Below are 14,876 nucleotides of genomic sequence, written 5' to 3' on the forward strand. Positions count from 1 at the left end.
TCGGCTCGAGCCAGTCGCCCCCGACCATGGCGATCACTCGAACGAAATCGACTGACCGCGAGACGCCACGCGACAGAACGCTTTTTGCTCCCGTCCGCTTACTCGAGGTGTGAATCTCTATCGCAGCGTTCGCGCCGTCGCCGGCGCTTCCGGTGACGACGCGGTCGACTGGCGCGCCGCGGCAGAGGCCGCGAAGGCCTCGACCGAACCCGGATCGCTCGAACTCGAGCCCGACGAGGAAGCCGCCTACGCTCGGGACGTCCGGGACGCCCGGGCAGGCGTCCAGGAGGCCGCGGGCCTCGAGTTCGACGTCCCCGAGGTCGTCGAGATCCAGAATCGGCACCACTGGATCGACGCCAACATCGCCACCTTCGAGCGAGTGATGGCGCCCATGGAGTCCCAGCTGGGGGCGTTCCCCGGCGCCGCCCGGACGATCAACACCGGGACGATGACCGTCCTGCTCGCCTTTCTCGGACGGAACGTCCTCGGCCAGTACGACCCGCTGTTGCTCGCGGAGACGCCCGACGAGGACCACGCGCTGTACTTCGTTCGCCCGAACATCCTCAAGGCCGCGGAGGTCCTCGACGTCGATTCTGACCGGTTCCGCCGATGGATCGCCTTCCACGAGGTAACCCACGCCGCCGAGTTCGGCGCCGCTCCCTGGCTGTCGACCCACCTCGAGTCGCGCATGCAGGAGGGAATCGACGCTCTCGCGGAGGGCTCGTTCAATCGGGACGCGTTCCGCGAACTGGACGTCACGATGACGGTCGTCGAGGGCTACGCCGAGTTGCTGATGGATCACGCCTTCGACGACGAGTACGCGGACCTCCGGCGGAAACTCGACGCCCGTCGACAGGGGCGCGGACCGATCCAGCGGCTGTTCAGGCGCTTGCTGGGCCTGGGTCTCAAACAGCGCCAGTACGAGCGCGGCAAGTCGTTCTTCGAGGGGGTCACCGACGCTCGAGACGTCGCGTTCGCGAGTCGAGTGTGGGACCATCCGGACAACCTGCCGACCGGCGAGGAACTCGACGATCCCCGGCGCTGGGTTCGTCGGCTCGAGCGCGCGTAACCATCGGCTCCTCGAACTGTTCTTCTCTCCAAGGGATCGACAGACTGAACCGTTCACACGGGCGGCGAGAACTGATAACGCTTTTCCGCGCAGCCAGAGTGTCGTCGACTATGACAGCCGCCGATTCCGTCACGGTGGGGGTACTGAGTCTGCACACGAGCAAGGAGTCGAAGGCGATTCTCAACGCGGTCGAGGAACTGGGTCACGAGACGGCGTGGCTTCGCGAGGAAAACACGGCGATCAGCGTCGACGCCGGCTCGGTCACCCTCGAGCCCGACGTCGACGTCATCGCGAACCGAATGCTGCTCTCGAACACCGAACAGCCCTGCGAGGAACTCGGGCTGGCGGACACGCTCAGTCGGCTGGTTCCGATGCTCAACGAACCGTCGGCCACGTTGACGGCGTCACACAAGCTGGCGACGGCGGCCGCGCTCGCGTCGGCCGACATCCAGGTGCCCGACGTCTTCCTCTCGCTCAGCACTGAGCGATTGAACGCGAACCGGGATCGGTTCGGCGAGGAGGCGGTCTACAAGACGGCGATTGGGACCCACGGGGGTGGGACCTGGAAGGTCGGCCCCAACGACCCCGTCAACTCGAAGGTCGGGAACCGCTACGCCTTCCTCCAGAAGCTGATCGACCGTGACGGCGAACGCCACCGCGACATCCGCGTCTACGTCGTCGGCGACGAGGTCGTCGGTGCGATGTACCGCTACGCACCCGACAACGACTGGCGGACGAACGTCGCCGTCGGCGGCTCGGTCGAGGACGCCACCGACGAACTTCCCGAAGAAGTCACCGACATCGCCGTCGACTCTGCCCAAATCGTTGGCCTCGACTACGCCGGCGTCGACATCGTCGAGGGGGACGACGGCTGGTTCGTCCTCGAGGTCAATCCGACGGCCGGATTCAAGGGCCTCTACCAGGCGACCCACGTCAGCCCGGCCCCCTACATCGCGAAACTCGCTATCGAGCGGGCGGGCGGCGAGGTCGACGACGGGCGCGTCTGGGAACTCTCGGCGAACCTGGACGACTCGACGCCCTCTGCGATGCCCGAGAGGCTCACCACGACGGACGGCGAGGCCGCGATCATCGGCTACACCGAGGAGGTCGTCCTCTCCGGTACCAGCGGCTCGAAGTCCGTCTACGCCAAGTCCGACACGGGGGCGACGCGGACCAGCATCGACACGCGCCTGGCCGCCGACATCGGCGCCGGCCCGATCAAGTCGATCACGCGGGTGAAGTCGGGCAGTAGCAAGACTTCGAAGAGTCGGCCCGTCGTCGACGTGGTCGTTGGCGTCGGCGGCAATCAGCACACCGTCACCGCGAGCGTCGAGGACCGCAGCCACATGGACTACCCGGTCATCCTCGGCCGCGACATCCTCGGGAACTACCAGGTCGACGTGAGTCGGCGCGTCGACGGCGACGTGCCCGATAGCCCGGAGGAGGAAGAAGAGAGCCTCGAGTAGTCGCGAGGGAAGGAACCTCGAGCAGTCGCCGGAAAAGAGCGGTCGAACAGCGCCACAACTCACTCTCGAGTCGACTCTGCCGGGGCGACGGTCACCTTCTCGTCGGTCACGTCCAGAACTTGCGACCGGTCGATCGAAACTGTGCCCCCTTCCTGGCGTCCCCAGCCGAGTCGCGCCCTGAGCCGATCTGTGAGCCCGGCCCCGGATTCGACGAGAAGGTGCTCGTCGGTGACGCCGGCGACGGTGCCGAGTCGCTCCCCGGCGGTATCGACGACCGGCTTTCCTTCGTCGGTTGCGCTGAGTCGGTCGCCACCCTCCGAACGTTCCGTTCGCCGGCCTGCTCGAGGCGTCGAGCGCGCGCCGCCACCCATAGCTGCCTGTTCTTCGCGAACGACGACGCCGCCACCCATCGCCTCTTCGTGGTCGACTGACTCGGCGCCACCGCCCATCGGAACGATTTCGTCCGGATACTCCTCGCGAGCGGGTTCCGAGGGATCGATCTCGATCTTCAGCGCCTCCTCGTCGGCGAGCGCCTGCTCGAGCGCCGGTTGATCGATGCCGGTTCGTCGAGCCACGCGCGCTCGAGACGTGAGCGCGAAGTACCCGATTTCCTGCGGGTTCGGATCGTCCTCGAGGTGGACGAACGCCAGGTCGTACCGATCGAGGACGTCCGCGAACGCGCCCCACTCGAGTTCGCGGTGGTTCCCGTTTGGCGAAACGTCCTCCCGGTGTACGAAGGTGTACGTCCGCTCGCCGCCCTCCTCGACGACGACGGGGCGGGCGTGGCGGTCAGTAGCCCAACGTTCGATGCGGTCGGGGTCGGTCGTCACCCAGGCGGTCGCGTGGTTGTCGGCCATACGGGCCCGCCGTCGCCCACCATCCCAAATCGTCCGGACCGTTTCGGTCGACAGGCGGTGATTGCCCTGTGACCGACGCCGCGTCGGTCTCCAACTCACCGTCTCGTTTCGTTTCCAGACGGCAGACAGGGCCGCTCAGTCGGGCGGTCCGCGCACATAGTGCGATTACGAGCGAGATGCAGTGAGTAACCGTGGCTTTCCCGGGACATCGGAGACGGGTTTGCCGGAGTGCCTCGAGCAACGACCTTTTGCCCGCTCCATGCGTTATTCCGCCAATGTCGACGCAGGCAGCAGCCGAAGACGTCCTTCGACGCGATTCGATCATGGCCGGTCTCGTCGAACGGTACGACCTCGCACCGATCGACTCCTCGATGGGCGAGTTCGAACGACTCCTCGTTTCGATCATCAACCAGCAGTTGTCGACGGCCTCCGCGATGGCCGTCCGCGAGCGCACCTTCGACGTCCTGGACCAGGAGATTACGCCGAGGCGCGTCCTCGAGACCGAGGACGAACCGCTCCTCGAGGCGGGACTGAGCCGGTCGAAGGTCGAGTACGCCCGCAACGCCGCCGAGGTGTTTCTCGAGCGCGACCTCACCAGGGAGGGGCTGGCCGACCACACGAACGACGAGGTGCGAGAGGAGCTGACGGCCATCCGGGGCGTCGGCGACTGGACGGCCCGCATGTACCTCCTGTTCGTCCTCGAGCGTCCCGACGTGCTCCCACTCGGCGACCTCGCCGTCCGGCGGGGCATCGAAGCGCTGTACAACGACGGAGAGGACCTCTCTCGAGGGAAAATGCGCGAGATCGCCGAACCGTGGCGACCCCATCGGAGTCTGGCGACGCGGTACATCTGGGCAGCCTACGAATCGGACGACTAACGAGAGTAGGCGAACTGGCGCGATCGGCCGGCGCTCGAGGACGTGACGGAACGACTAGCTATATTATTTGAAGTGAATAACTACAATAGATAGAGTATAGATCCGCAAAATCGAGGCCGACCACCGTTCGACGAAAGGTGTTGACGCGTTTGTCAAAACGCACTAAAGGCGTTCCATGGTACCACGGCTCGCAGGGATACGATGCCAGCACGTGACACACCCGAGAGCGAGACCAGACGAGCGGTTCTCCGCGCGGCCGCCGGGGCGATGGGCGTGGCGGCGGTCGGCGGAACCACGGGGGCGCACAAGGAGTCGACCAACGGGGGCACCGGCGAGCAGTTCGACGGCGAGCGACGGGACGCGGCGGCAAACACGGAGGTCGTCGGCTACCACAGCGCCGGCGGCGTCGGGCCGGCTTCCCTCTCCGGACAGCCAGCGGATCCTCACTACGGCGGATTCAGCGAATTCCGGGTCCACGACGACCTGGCATTTGCGTCCGTCTTCTCCTCGCGAGACGAGACGCCCGACAGGGGGCTGGCGATCTTCGACGTGAGCGACTTCACGCGCGCCGAATCCCGTGACGACCTCGAGACGGCCGAAATCGGCTGTCTCGCCTTCTACCGGAACGAGAACGACGCGGCCGCGGTGATGGACGTCAAACTCAGCGACGACGGGCAGTACGCGTTCTGTTCGAAACAGCCGGTCAACGCGCTGTTCGACGAGTCCGACGGCTCGACCGGGACGGACGACCACGACGGCGGGGCCGACGGCGCGGTCCTTGAGGTCGTCGACGTCTCCGATCCGGGGAACCCGGAACTCGTCACCCAGACGACGCTGTCGGTGTGGGTGCTCGGCCCCCACAACGCCTGGTACCACCAGATCGGCGGTCGCGAGTACGTCTTCACCGCCCACGGCGAGGACGGCGTCACCGGCGGGATCAACGTCTTCGAGTTCGACCGCGAGCTCGGCACACTCGAGCACGTCAACTGGTGGAACTACGACAGCGAACTCGGCGAGCCCGAAACTGGCACCGAGGGCGGGGCCTACTACACCCACGACGTCGTCGTCCAGGACGATCCGCGATACGGGATCCCGATCCTCTACGACGCCAACTGGAACGCCGGCGTGCGGATCCTCGACGCGAGCGATCCGTCGGACCTCGAAGAACTGGGCGTCTTCGAGATGGACCGCGCCCACCACGCCATCCCCGCCCCGGCCCTTCTCGGCGGCAAGCGTGTGTTCGTCGCGGGTCACGAGACGCCCGCGAGTCACGAGGACCAGGGGTACGTCCGTACCGACGGCGAGTCCGGCCACTACTACCTCGTCGACGCCGACCCGCTCGACGCGGTGATCGATGGCGACGCCGATTCCGCTTACCTCGGTATTTCGACGACGCTCCTCGAAGACGGCGTCGAACCCGCGAGCAGGGAGGCATTCGAGATGTACGGCGGCGGCGTCGAGGGCGATGGACCGACCACCGAACTCGACCACTGGATCCTCTTCGAGTCGACCGACCAGACGTTCGAAGAGACGCCAGGTTTCGAACACGAAGCCGCCGACGACGTCTGGACCTACGAGGGCTTCGACGACTTCAACCTGAGCGCGCACAACTTCGACATCGATACCGACGGAACCGTCGTGGCGGGCCACTACCACTCCGGAACCCGATTCCTGCAGATTACCGACGACTTCGAACTCGAGGAGACCGGCTACTCCCGCGTCGGTCCCGACGTGCCCGAGGACGCGACACTCGCGGATTTGACCACGGGAACGCCGTTTCACTGGTCCGCCGTGATTCGAAACGGCGTCACCTTCTCGGGCGGAATCAACGCGGGTCCACAGGCAATCGCCCACGACGGTATCGATGTGGGCGGCGACACGCCGATCGACCTCGAGATCGAGCGGGAGGCCGACGCCTCGCTGTTCACCGCCGGCCAGACGAGCCAGGTTCGCGTCCACGTCGACGCCGACGAACCAGTCCGCGTTCGGGATCGGATCCCCGTCGACTGGGAGGTCGTCGCCGGCGACGTGACCGTCGAGCAACTCGACGGGTACCGCAAGGTCGTGACCTTCGACGACACCGTCGAGGAGGGCACGCTTCGATACTACGTCGAGGTTCCGGACGACGCGACGGACAGCTACGCCGTCGGCCCGCTCGAGTACGCCCGACCGACCGTCGAAGGTGACTACGGCGGCGGTGTTTCGGCGAACAACCGGCTCTGGCGGAAGGCGAACGGCGAAGTCGATATCTCGACGGTGGTCGGACTCGAGACCTGATCGGCGCGCGCGGCGGAGACGGAACGACGAGCATGCGGGCGGACCATCTTTGAACGGTCGCAGAGAAGGTCGATACGTGCAGCCCGTCGTCCACCCCGTCGTCGGCTACCTCTGTTACGCGGCGTACGCCCGATGGCGCCGCGGTGAGCCACCGCACGACGGACCGGCGCTCGTCGCCGTTCTCGCCGCTAGCCTCACCGATCTGATCGACAAGCCGCTCGCCGCCGCGGGCGTCGTTGACGTCGGCCGAACGGTCGGTCACTCCCTCCTGTTCGCCGTTCCGTTCGTGGCCGTTTCCTGGATCATCGCCACTCGAGCCGACCGCCGAGACCTCGGGGTCGCCGCCGCCATCGGGTACGGTTCGCACGTTCTCGCGGACGTCCCCTGGCACGTGCTGTCCGGGGACTACGACGAACTCGGGTTCCTGTTGTGGCCGGTGACCCACATGCCTGCGTACACGGGAGTCAAGCCACTCGGCCTCGGTGCCGTCGCGGGTCTCGAGGCGACGACGCTGTGGCTCGAGGCGGTCATCCTGGTCGCGGGAATCGTCCGCTGGTGGATCGACGGGCGACCGGGCGTTGGGGCCGTCGTGACTGCCATTGGCCGACTACACGAGCGCGGATAACCGCGCGATTCAGGCGGACGAAGCGTCCTCGTCCGGCGTCTCCGGTTCCACTCGCGAGAGGCGCAGGGCGTTGCCCGTCACGGCGAGGCTCATCCCCATGTCACCGATCACGACGGCGTGGATGATCGTCACCAGCCCGAACGGGGCCCCCGCAGCCAGCACCGCCTTCACGGCGAGGCTCGACCCGATGTTCTGGCGGATCACGCCGTTGGCCGTTCCCGAGAGCCGGTAGAGGTACGGTAGTCGGGTGAGGTCGTCGCCCATCAGGGCCACGTCGGCGGTCTCGAGGGCGGTGTCGGTCCCGGCGGCGCCCATCGCGATGCCGACGCTCGCGGTGGCCAGGGCGGGGGCGTCGTTGATGCCGTCGCCGACCATCGCGACGGTCCGTTCGGAATCGGGCGAATCGCGTCCCTCGAGGTCGCGGATCGCCTCGAGTTTCTCCTCTGGGAGCAGTTCGGCGTGGTACTCGTCGATGCCTACCTGCTCGGCGATAGCGCGGGCAGTCCCCTCGTTGTCGCCAGTGAGCATGACGACGCGAACGCTCTGCTCTTGGAGTTTCGAAACGGCCCACGCGGCCTCCGGACGAACGCGGTCGGCCACGGCGACCAGCCCCAGGAGGCGGTCGTCGGTGCCGACCAGCACGACCGTCTTCCCCTCGGACTCGAAACGGGGAACGAGCGTCTGCAGGAGGTCGAGGCAGTCCTCACGGCTACACTGAGGCTGGGTATCGACCTCTTCGGGGGACACCACGCCGACGCCCGCGCCGCCGTCAGTTCGGGTGTGCGTGTGCTCGAGGTCCAGCCCCAGGCCGTCGAACAGGTCCGGCTTGCCCACGTAGTGGCGCTCGCCGTCGAGGTCGCCTTGGACGCCGCGGCCGGTGAGCGCCTCGAAGTCCGTCACCGTCGCGTCGTCGCCGGTTCTGTCGACCCCTTGTTCGTCCGCGTAGCCGACGATGGCCTCGCCGACCGGGTGCTCGCTCCGCCGCTCGAGGGCCGCTGCCCTGGCCAGTACGTCGTCCTCGTCGGCCCCCTCGAGGGCGACCACGTCGGTCACCGAGAGCTCGCCGGTCGTCAGCGTCCCCGTCTTGTCGACGGCGAGGACGTCGCTCTCGCCCACGGCCTCGAGGTACCGACCGCCCTTGATCAGCACGCCGTTTTTCGCGGCGCTCGTGATTCCCGAGACGACGCTGACGGGCGTCGAAATGACGAACGCACAGGGACAGGCGATCACCAGCAGGGTGAGTCCACGGAGGAACCACGTGTTCCAGTCGGCGCCGACGAGCAGCGGCGGGCCGACCGCCAACGCGACTGCGGACGCCACGACGATCGGCGTGTAGACGGACGCGAACCGGTCGACCATCCGCTCGCGATTCGTTCGCTCGCGCTCGGCGTCGGCGACGAGGTCGACGATCCGGGAGAGCGTCGACTCTTCGGCCTCGCTCGTCACCTCGACCTCGAGATAGCCCGACTCGGCGATGGTCCCCGCGTAGACCTCGTCGCCGCTCGAGCGGTCGACGGGGACGCTCTCGCCGGTGATCGGCGACTGGTCGACCGCGCTGGTGCCCGCGCGGACGACGCCGTCGGCGGGGATCTTCTCACCGGGTCGGACGACGACGGTGTCCCCCGGCTCGAGGACGTCGGCGGGAACGGTCTCCTCCTCGCCGTCCGCGTGCTTGACAGTTGCCGTCTCCGGCGAGAGTTCCATCAACTCCCGCAGGGAGTCGCGGGCGCGGTCCATCGAGAACCGCTCGAGCAACTCCGCGACGCTGAACAGGACGGCGAGCATCGCCCCCTCGAAGGGGTGGTGGGCTGCGACGCTGGCCAGGATCCCGGCGCTCATCAGGAAGTCGATGTCGAGGCTCTGCGCTCGCAGGGAGTAGTATCCGCTTCGCAGCACTGGCGTCCCGGCGACGGCCGCGCCTGCGATGAACAGCAGGTGGGAGACGGCGAACTCCCGGCCCAGCACGGTGGCGACGGTCGGGTTTGCACTCGTGAGGACGAACGCCAGGGCCATCCCGACCGCGAGGAACACGGCGCCGATCGCCGTCGTCAGGGCTCGCCGGGTTCGCCAGATCGGCGTCGACTCCTCGTATTCGGTGCTCCCGTCGTCACTCGAGAGCGGGCGAGCGTCGTAGCCGGCGCCTTCGATCGCGTCGACGACGGTTTCGTCGACGTCGGACGCCGACTGAGCGATCGATCCTGCGGTGCCCGCGTTGGATGCGGACCGGGTGTCCGTCCTCGAGGCCCTCGCGTCGGCCCCTTTCACCGTCACCGTCACGCGCCCCGATCCAGGGAGCGTTTCGACCGACTCCAGACCCTCGAGGTCTTCGAGCGCTCGTTCGACCTTGCTAGCACACGAGGTACAGTCCATCCCCGGGACCGCGTAGGCTCGTTCGCTGGACCCGTCGGGGTGACTGCCGTCGTCTCGGCGGGTCGACGCCACTACGTCGTAGCCGACGCTCTCGATCCGTGCGCGAATCGCGCTCTCGTCGGTTCGCTCCGGATCGTACCGCACGAGGAGGCGGCCGCTGGCGACGGCTGGATCGACCTCGGCGATGCCGTCGACTGCCGCCAGGCTCCGTTCGATTTTCGTCGCACACGACGAACAGTCCATCTCCGGCACCCGAACCTCGAGTTCGGCCACTCGGGTGCCATCGACGGCTCGATCACTCATTACTGACGAGTACGGTCCCGGCACCTATACCGCTTATTTGGCGCACGCCAACTTTTGGTTTCGTCATGATTTGGGTCGCCCACGATACGAATGCGGGCGACAGCTCCTCGACGGACGGTTATCGAGCCGGCAACACGGCCTCGAGCGAGTCGTCGCTCGAGACCACTGACTGCGCGAGAGCGGCCTCGGCTCGACGGAGGCGATAAGAGAGCGTCGACCGCGGAATTTCGAGGTCCTCGGCTAGCTCCGAGAGTTCGACTGCCCGCGGCGTCTCGTAGTACCCGGCCTCGACGGCCGCCCGGAGGGCCTCGAGCTGGTCGGTCGACAGTCCCAGCCCGTCGTCGGGACTGGCATCGAGCGACCGGTCGGGATCGACGTCGGTCAGGCGCAACATCTCGATCCCGGTACACTCGCCGACCTCGGCGTCGAGCGCGTCGAAGAAGTCGTGGATCGGTGCCTCGTCGCCGAGGACGATCCGCCAGCGGTGGCGCCGGCCCTCGCGGTCGGTCTCGAACAGCAGTCCGGGCCCGAAGTGCTCGAGCGCCAGATGGGGAACCGAGGTACACTCCTCTGTCCGCTCCCAGAACGTGTAGACGATGCGCGTGTCGCTCGAGCGGTCCAGGATCTGGGTCTCACAGGAGGCGCCGCAGTCGTCCCTGACGAGGCAGTCCGCGAAGTAGGCGGCGTCCTGGTAGGCGGCCTCGAGGGCCTCGAGGGCCTCGGTTGGGCCGGTTGCGTGGTCGACTCGCCAGAGGCTGTCGGGGGTGACGTGACACGACAGCGACCGAATCCGCGCGTCGGGGTGGTCCGCGAGTACGTCCGCCACGGGGTTGGTCCCGGGGTCGTACTCGAGGGCGAAGACGAACTCTCTCATTGGGAGGAGTACGGGGCAGCGGACAAAAAGGGTTCCTGCGGTGTTGTGAGACTACGGAATCGAGTCCGTCCGCTCGCGGAGTTCGGATTCAGACGACCACTCGAGGAGCCGTCCGTCTTCGTCCAGCAACTCGAAGAAGTGGGCGATCATCGCGTCGAACGCCTCGTACTCGGCCTCTCGATTCTCGTACGCGCGCTTCAGCGCCCACGTCTTCTCTCGCAACGGCGGGTGCGACAGCGCTCCAGCTTCCCACTCGTGACCACCGCGATTGTGTTCGAAGACGCCGACGACAGTGTCGACCCGGCGAACGAGGACGTGAAACTTGAGTGCGAAGTTCGTCGTGAACTCGGGGACCTCCTTCATCAGGAACGCGTGATCGTTGGACCGACGCTCGTCCAGAACGTCTCGAACCGCGACCAGTCGCGTCTCTTCTTCGTCGCCGTAGCTCCCGATGACGAAGTAGGATCGGTCGCTGTAGAGCACGCGGATGAACGCGTTGTGATCCTCGAAGACGGCCCGCTTCAGGGCCTGTACGTCTTCCGGCGTCAGCGACCGGTCGGCCGTCGTCTCGAGGGTGTCGAGCACGTCGTCGACGGCCTCGAGTCGGTCGTCTCCGTCCATTGTCGTATTTATCGGACGAAATGCCGTGGAATAGTGGTGTCGATTCGTTCAGCGAGCGACGTTGCAGTGATCGATTCAGTTACAATCGTTCCAGTTGTAATCGATTCAGTCGTAACCAGTGTAGTCACAACCAATCCAGTTACGACTGTCACAGTCTGGACCCAAACGATTAAACCGGCGGTCCACGTAGCTATCGATAGCTATGTCCCACGACGCCCACGCACCAGACCCGATGACGGCGGACGGACGCGCCGAGAGCACGGAGTGGGACCGTCTGCGGCTCATCACCCAGCCGACGCGAGCGGCGCTGCTCAGCGACATCCTCGGCCACCCGAAGGAGTCTCCCAGCGTTCGCGAGTTCGACTACCGCAATCCGGACGTCAAACGGAGCACCATCGAGTACCACCTCCTGGAGCTGGTCGAGGCCGGCGTCGTCGAGAAGATCACGCTCCCGAAAGGCGAGCGGAAACGGGACCTCCCGTCGACGTTCTACGGGTTGACCGACGAGGGCTACGACCTGCTCGAGCGTCACGGCCTCCTCGAGGAACAACCGGTCTGGAAGGCGGTCGACGAACGGCTCGAGAAACCCCCCGAGATCCGGGCGGCGGAGGAACTCGAGCGACACGCGGACAGAGCGTAATCCACGACGCCGTTTTCGTGGCGCTAACTCGAGGGGATCAGCTTCTAGCCCGGTGAACCCAGTCGAGTTGAGCCGAGCGCGAGAACGGGGGCCGCCCAAGTTATTTCGACGTCGGCCGAGAATCAAACGGTATGTCCTCGTTCTTCGATCCCGACGCGGTCGAGGCGGTCGCGTTCGATTCGTACGGCACGCTCGTGGACGTCTCGGGGGTCGCCGACGCCCTCGAGCCGCACCTCGAGGACGCCGACCCAGTCCTCGTCGCGACGATCTGGCGGCAGCGCTCGCTGGCGTACGCGATGGTCGGGAACGCCATCGGCGAGTACGACACGTTCTACGCGATGAACCGTCACGCCCTGCGATTCGCGCTCGAGACGGTCGGCGTCGACCTCGAGGAAGCCGAGCGCGAGGCCGTGCTCTCGACGTACCACGAACTGCCGGTGTTCGACGACGTTCGCGACGGGATCGAGCGCGTCCGCGACCTCGGGTACGACTGTTACGTCGTCTCGAACGGTAACGAGGCGATGCTCAAGTCGCTGGTCGACCACGCAGATCTGGAGGACCTGCTCGTCGAAACGATCAGCGCGGACGAGGTCGAGCGGTTCAAGCCGGAATCGGAACTGTATCGCCACGCCGCCGACCGAATCGGTGCTCCGGTAGAATCGATCGCGTTCGTCGGCGCGGGCTGGTGGGACGTGCCGGGCGCGATGAATGCCGGGATGCAGGGCGTCTGGATCAACCGACAGGACACGCTCTGGGGGCCATACGACGTCGAACCCGACCTGACGATCGAGACCATCCACGATCTCGCAGCCGAACTCGAGAACGCGTAACTTCGGAGAACTCGTGTCCGCCCCTGTCCTCGTCGTCTGTGGCCGTCCCCTTCCGTGCGGAAGCAAGCTAAAGCACTATCCACAGTGGTGTGGCAGCGCGACACAGTATGAGGTACGAACGCTGGACGACCGAGCAGCGGGCGGAAACGGTCTCCGTCGACGGACACGACCTCGAGGTCGCCTACTACGACGAGGGCGACGGCGAGCCGATAGTGTTCTGCCACGGCATCCCGACGTCCTCGTTCCTCTGGCGCGAAACCGCCCCGCCGCTCGCCGACGACTACCGCGTGATCGCCCCCGACATGGTGGGGTACGGGAACTCGGCGATGCACGACGGGTTCGACCGCTCGATCAGGGCCCAAGAGGAGATGATCGACGGACTGATCGACGAACTGGGCGTCGACCCCGTTACGTTCGTCGGTCACGACCTCGGCGGGGGCGTCGGACTCCGGTACGCCGTCCACGAACTCGAGGCGGTCGATCGACTCGTTCTCTCGAACGCGGTCAGCTACGACTCCTGGCCGATCGAAACGATCGTCGAGCTCGGGATTCCGTCGACCATCGACGAGATGAGCGTCGACGACGTACAGGAGATGGTCGAGAAAATCTTCCGCAACACCCTCGCTGGCGAGTCCGACGAAGCGTTCCTGGAGGGAATGCTCGCGCCGTGGAACGCCGAGGAAGGGATCGTCTCGCTCTCGCGAAACGCCATCGCGACGAACACGAGCCACACGACCGAGATCGATCCCGGCGAGGTTACCGCGCGGACGCTGCTGCTGTGGGGTGGCGACGACGAATTTCAGCCGATGGAGTACGCGGAGCGACTCGAGTCGGACGTCTCTGACGCGGAACTCGTCGGCCTCGACGGGGCGAACCACTGGGTGATGGTCGACCGGCCGGAGGCGTACCTCGGTCGGCTTCGCTCGTTCCTCGAGGGTGCCTGAAAGCGCCCGGACGACTACATCTCGTCCCGGTGTTCCTCCTGGTTGTGTTCCTGTAGCTGTTCTTCGCTATCGAACGTTGCTCCACAGAGGTTGCATTCGTGTTCGTCTGCCATGGTGCGGGGTAACTGGCACCACTCAACATTATGTAATACCGGCCGTCGGTCGCAAGCACGACCGTCGTCGATTCCGTAGACGGGTACTCGACCTTTTCGTTGCATCCGCGACTACCGTCGCGCTGGTTCCCTCGTTGTAGTCGGAAAGTTGAGCCACCACACCGCGTCGCGATACGACAGTGGCGGCCGTCCAGAGCGGACTGATCGGTTCTCTCGTCGAGAGGCGAGTTTGATTGGGTGACGGGGGTCGGTAGCGGGTGATCGTAGCGGACCGCCCCTCGAAAGAGGGTTGTCGCTGGTTCACGTAGGACACACGGACGCATGAGCGATCGTGAATGGTTCCGGGGACTGTGGACGTTCTACCTCGAGTACACCAGAACGGGGATGCACACGGCGACCGCGGCGGCGTTCGCCATCTTCGCGCTCCTGGTGTTCGTCGATTCGCTGTTTGCGGTGCTCGCGATCGGCGTCTACGTCGTGCCGCCCGTGGTGTTCTACGTGCTCGAGCGGGATCCGTCGATAGCCGGTGACGTGGGCGAGAACGAGAGGGAGATACCGCGTGAAATGGTCGCAGACAGCGGTGTTGATAACCGGACCAGGGGTGATGGCGATACTGACAGCGACTCGGATTCGGATACGGACAGCGACGGTGGTGATACGGATACCGACTCTGATTCGGATAGCGACGACGGCGACACAGACACGGATTCGGATAGTGACGATGGTGATACGGACACGGATTCAGATAGTGACGACGGTGATTCGGACTCCGATTTCGATACGTCCTCACTGGAGTAATCGAACGTTCCCGACTCCCGGCTCGAGAGGCGATGCAATCGTAACCGGACGAGACGGTAGTGGCCGAGCGTGCGTCTCGAGCGACAGCGAGAGGCGGGCGCTCCGGGGAAGGGCAGGCAATTACAGTATTACTACCGCGAGCGAACGCAGTGAGCGAGCGGGCCGACGACTGATGTGAAGTGAACGGAGTGAACGAAACGGAAGGAAGAGT

Annotated in this window: 14 protein-coding genes; 9 read left to right on the plus strand and 5 right to left on the minus strand. The window is 65.9% G+C overall.

What is annotated here, in order from left to right; translation table 11 throughout:
• Nucleotides 1-109: 109 nt before the first annotated feature.
• Together ACFQS4_RS19960 and ACFQS4_RS19965 are read left to right on the plus strand one after the other, a co-directional pair.
• The gene (locus ACFQS4_RS19960; RefSeq protein ID WP_500195853.1) at nt 110-1,069 is read left to right on the plus strand and encodes a zinc-dependent metalloprotease; all 960 of its coding nucleotides are present in this window, start codon (nt 110-112) and stop codon (nt 1,067-1,069) included.
• Nucleotides 1,070-1,179: 110 nt separating this feature from the next.
• On the plus strand, nt 1,180-2,535 hold the full coding sequence (locus ACFQS4_RS19965; protein ID WP_500195855.1) for an ATP-grasp domain-containing protein: 1,356 nt from the start codon (nt 1,180-1,182) through the stop codon (nt 2,533-2,535).
• Nucleotides 2,536-2,594: 59 nt separating this feature from the next.
• Here the strand turns inward: ACFQS4_RS19965 and ACFQS4_RS19970 are convergent, their stop codons facing one another.
• Nucleotides 2,595-3,392, minus strand: a complete 798-nt coding sequence (locus ACFQS4_RS19970) for a DUF8593 domain-containing protein (protein ID WP_500195857.1) — start codon at nt 3,390-3,392, stop codon at nt 2,595-2,597.
• Between the two features lie 275 nt (nt 3,393-3,667).
• Between ACFQS4_RS19970 and ACFQS4_RS19975 the strand changes: the two genes are divergently transcribed.
• From ACFQS4_RS19975 to ACFQS4_RS19985, 3 genes are all read left to right on the plus strand, one after another.
• Nucleotides 3,668-4,270 carry a DNA-3-methyladenine glycosylase family protein gene (locus ACFQS4_RS19975; RefSeq protein WP_500195860.1) on the plus strand — a complete coding sequence of 201 codons (603 nt, stop codon included), beginning with the start codon at nt 3,668-3,670 and terminating at the stop codon, nt 4,268-4,270.
• Between the two features lie 201 nt (nt 4,271-4,471).
• Nucleotides 4,472-6,547, plus strand: coding sequence for an LVIVD repeat-containing protein (locus ACFQS4_RS19980; protein WP_500195862.1), 2,076 nt, complete (start codon nt 4,472-4,474; stop codon nt 6,545-6,547).
• A 76-nt stretch (nt 6,548-6,623) separates the two neighbouring features.
• Nucleotides 6,624-7,172, plus strand: coding sequence for a metal-dependent hydrolase (locus ACFQS4_RS19985; RefSeq protein WP_500195864.1), 549 nt, complete (start codon nt 6,624-6,626; stop codon nt 7,170-7,172).
• A 9-nt stretch (nt 7,173-7,181) separates the two neighbouring features.
• Here the strand turns inward: ACFQS4_RS19985 and ACFQS4_RS19990 are convergent, their stop codons facing one another.
• The 3 genes from ACFQS4_RS19990 to ACFQS4_RS20000 form a co-directional block, all read right to left on the minus strand.
• Nucleotides 7,182-9,845, minus strand: coding sequence for a heavy metal translocating P-type ATPase (locus ACFQS4_RS19990; RefSeq protein WP_500195867.1), 2,664 nt, complete (start codon nt 9,843-9,845; stop codon nt 7,182-7,184).
• A 118-nt stretch (nt 9,846-9,963) separates the two neighbouring features.
• Nucleotides 9,964-10,719, minus strand: a complete 756-nt coding sequence (locus ACFQS4_RS19995) for a helix-turn-helix domain-containing protein (RefSeq protein WP_500195869.1) — start codon at nt 10,717-10,719, stop codon at nt 9,964-9,966.
• Nucleotides 10,720-10,770: 51 nt separating this feature from the next.
• The gene (locus tag ACFQS4_RS20000) at nt 10,771-11,340 is read right to left on the minus strand and encodes a DUF8170 family protein (protein WP_500195871.1); all 570 of its coding nucleotides are present in this window, start codon (nt 11,338-11,340) and stop codon (nt 10,771-10,773) included.
• A 202-nt stretch (nt 11,341-11,542) separates the two neighbouring features.
• On the opposite strand from ACFQS4_RS20000, the gene ACFQS4_RS20005 reads away from it, so the two are divergent.
• From ACFQS4_RS20005 to ACFQS4_RS20015, 3 genes are all read left to right on the plus strand, one after another.
• A complete protein-coding gene (locus ACFQS4_RS20005; RefSeq protein ID WP_500195873.1) occupies nt 11,543-11,980 on the plus strand; it encodes a winged helix-turn-helix domain-containing protein in 438 nt (145 codons plus the stop codon).
• 131 nt (nt 11,981-12,111) lie between these two features.
• Nucleotides 12,112-12,810 carry a haloacid dehalogenase type II gene (locus ACFQS4_RS20010; protein ID WP_500195875.1) on the plus strand — a complete coding sequence of 233 codons (699 nt, stop codon included), beginning with the start codon at nt 12,112-12,114 and terminating at the stop codon, nt 12,808-12,810.
• 107 nt (nt 12,811-12,917) lie between these two features.
• Nucleotides 12,918-13,754, plus strand: coding sequence for an alpha/beta fold hydrolase (locus tag ACFQS4_RS20015; protein ID WP_500195877.1), 837 nt, complete (start codon nt 12,918-12,920; stop codon nt 13,752-13,754).
• Between the two features lie 14 nt (nt 13,755-13,768).
• On the opposite strand, the gene ACFQS4_RS20020 is transcribed toward ACFQS4_RS20015, so the two are convergent.
• Entirely contained in the window at nt 13,769-13,867 is a 99-nt protein-coding gene (locus ACFQS4_RS20020) for a C2H2-type zinc finger protein (RefSeq protein WP_254157729.1), read from the minus strand.
• A 321-nt stretch (nt 13,868-14,188) separates the two neighbouring features.
• Here ACFQS4_RS20020 and ACFQS4_RS20025 point away from each other — a divergent pair, with 321 nt between their 5' ends.
• Nucleotides 14,189-14,665 carry a hypothetical protein gene (locus tag ACFQS4_RS20025; RefSeq protein ID WP_500195879.1) on the plus strand — a complete coding sequence of 159 codons (477 nt, stop codon included), beginning with the start codon at nt 14,189-14,191 and terminating at the stop codon, nt 14,663-14,665.
• Nucleotides 14,666-14,876 lie beyond the last annotated feature (211 nt).

Origin of the sequence: Saliphagus sp. GCM10025317 (genome assembly GCF_042663665.1) — an archaeon.
In the GTDB taxonomy this organism is placed as follows: Archaea; Halobacteriota; Halobacteria; order Halobacteriales; family Natrialbaceae; genus Natronosalvus.

Excerpts from the sequence above, each read along its gene's own strand:
- ACFQS4_RS19965 (WP_500195855.1), top strand. The coding sequence starts at position 1,180 with ATGACAGCCGCCGATTCCGTCACGGTGGGGGTACTGAGTCTGCACACG.
- ACFQS4_RS19970 (WP_500195857.1), bottom strand. The coding sequence starts at position 3,392 with ATGGCCGACAACCACGCGACCGCCTGGGTGACGACCGACCCCGACCGC.
- ACFQS4_RS19975 (WP_500195860.1), top strand. The coding sequence starts at position 3,668 with ATGTCGACGCAGGCAGCAGCCGAAGACGTCCTTCGACGCGATTCGATC.
- ACFQS4_RS19980 (WP_500195862.1), top strand. The coding sequence starts at position 4,472 with ATGCCAGCACGTGACACACCCGAGAGCGAGACCAGACGAGCGGTTCTC.
- ACFQS4_RS19990 (WP_500195867.1), bottom strand. The coding sequence starts at position 9,845 with ATGAGTGATCGAGCCGTCGATGGCACCCGAGTGGCCGAACTCGAGGTT.
- ACFQS4_RS19995 (WP_500195869.1), bottom strand. The coding sequence starts at position 10,719 with ATGAGAGAGTTCGTCTTCGCCCTCGAGTACGACCCCGGGACCAACCCC.
- ACFQS4_RS20000 (WP_500195871.1), bottom strand. The coding sequence starts at position 11,340 with ATGGACGGAGACGACCGACTCGAGGCCGTCGACGACGTGCTCGACACC.
- ACFQS4_RS20005 (WP_500195873.1), top strand. The coding sequence starts at position 11,543 with ATGTCCCACGACGCCCACGCACCAGACCCGATGACGGCGGACGGACGC.
- ACFQS4_RS20010 (WP_500195875.1), top strand. The coding sequence starts at position 12,112 with ATGTCCTCGTTCTTCGATCCCGACGCGGTCGAGGCGGTCGCGTTCGAT.
- ACFQS4_RS20015 (WP_500195877.1), top strand. The coding sequence starts at position 12,918 with ATGAGGTACGAACGCTGGACGACCGAGCAGCGGGCGGAAACGGTCTCC.
- ACFQS4_RS20020 (WP_254157729.1), bottom strand. The coding sequence starts at position 13,867 with ATGGCAGACGAACACGAATGCAACCTCTGTGGAGCAACGTTCGATAGC.
- ACFQS4_RS20025 (WP_500195879.1), top strand. The coding sequence starts at position 14,189 with ATGAGCGATCGTGAATGGTTCCGGGGACTGTGGACGTTCTACCTCGAG.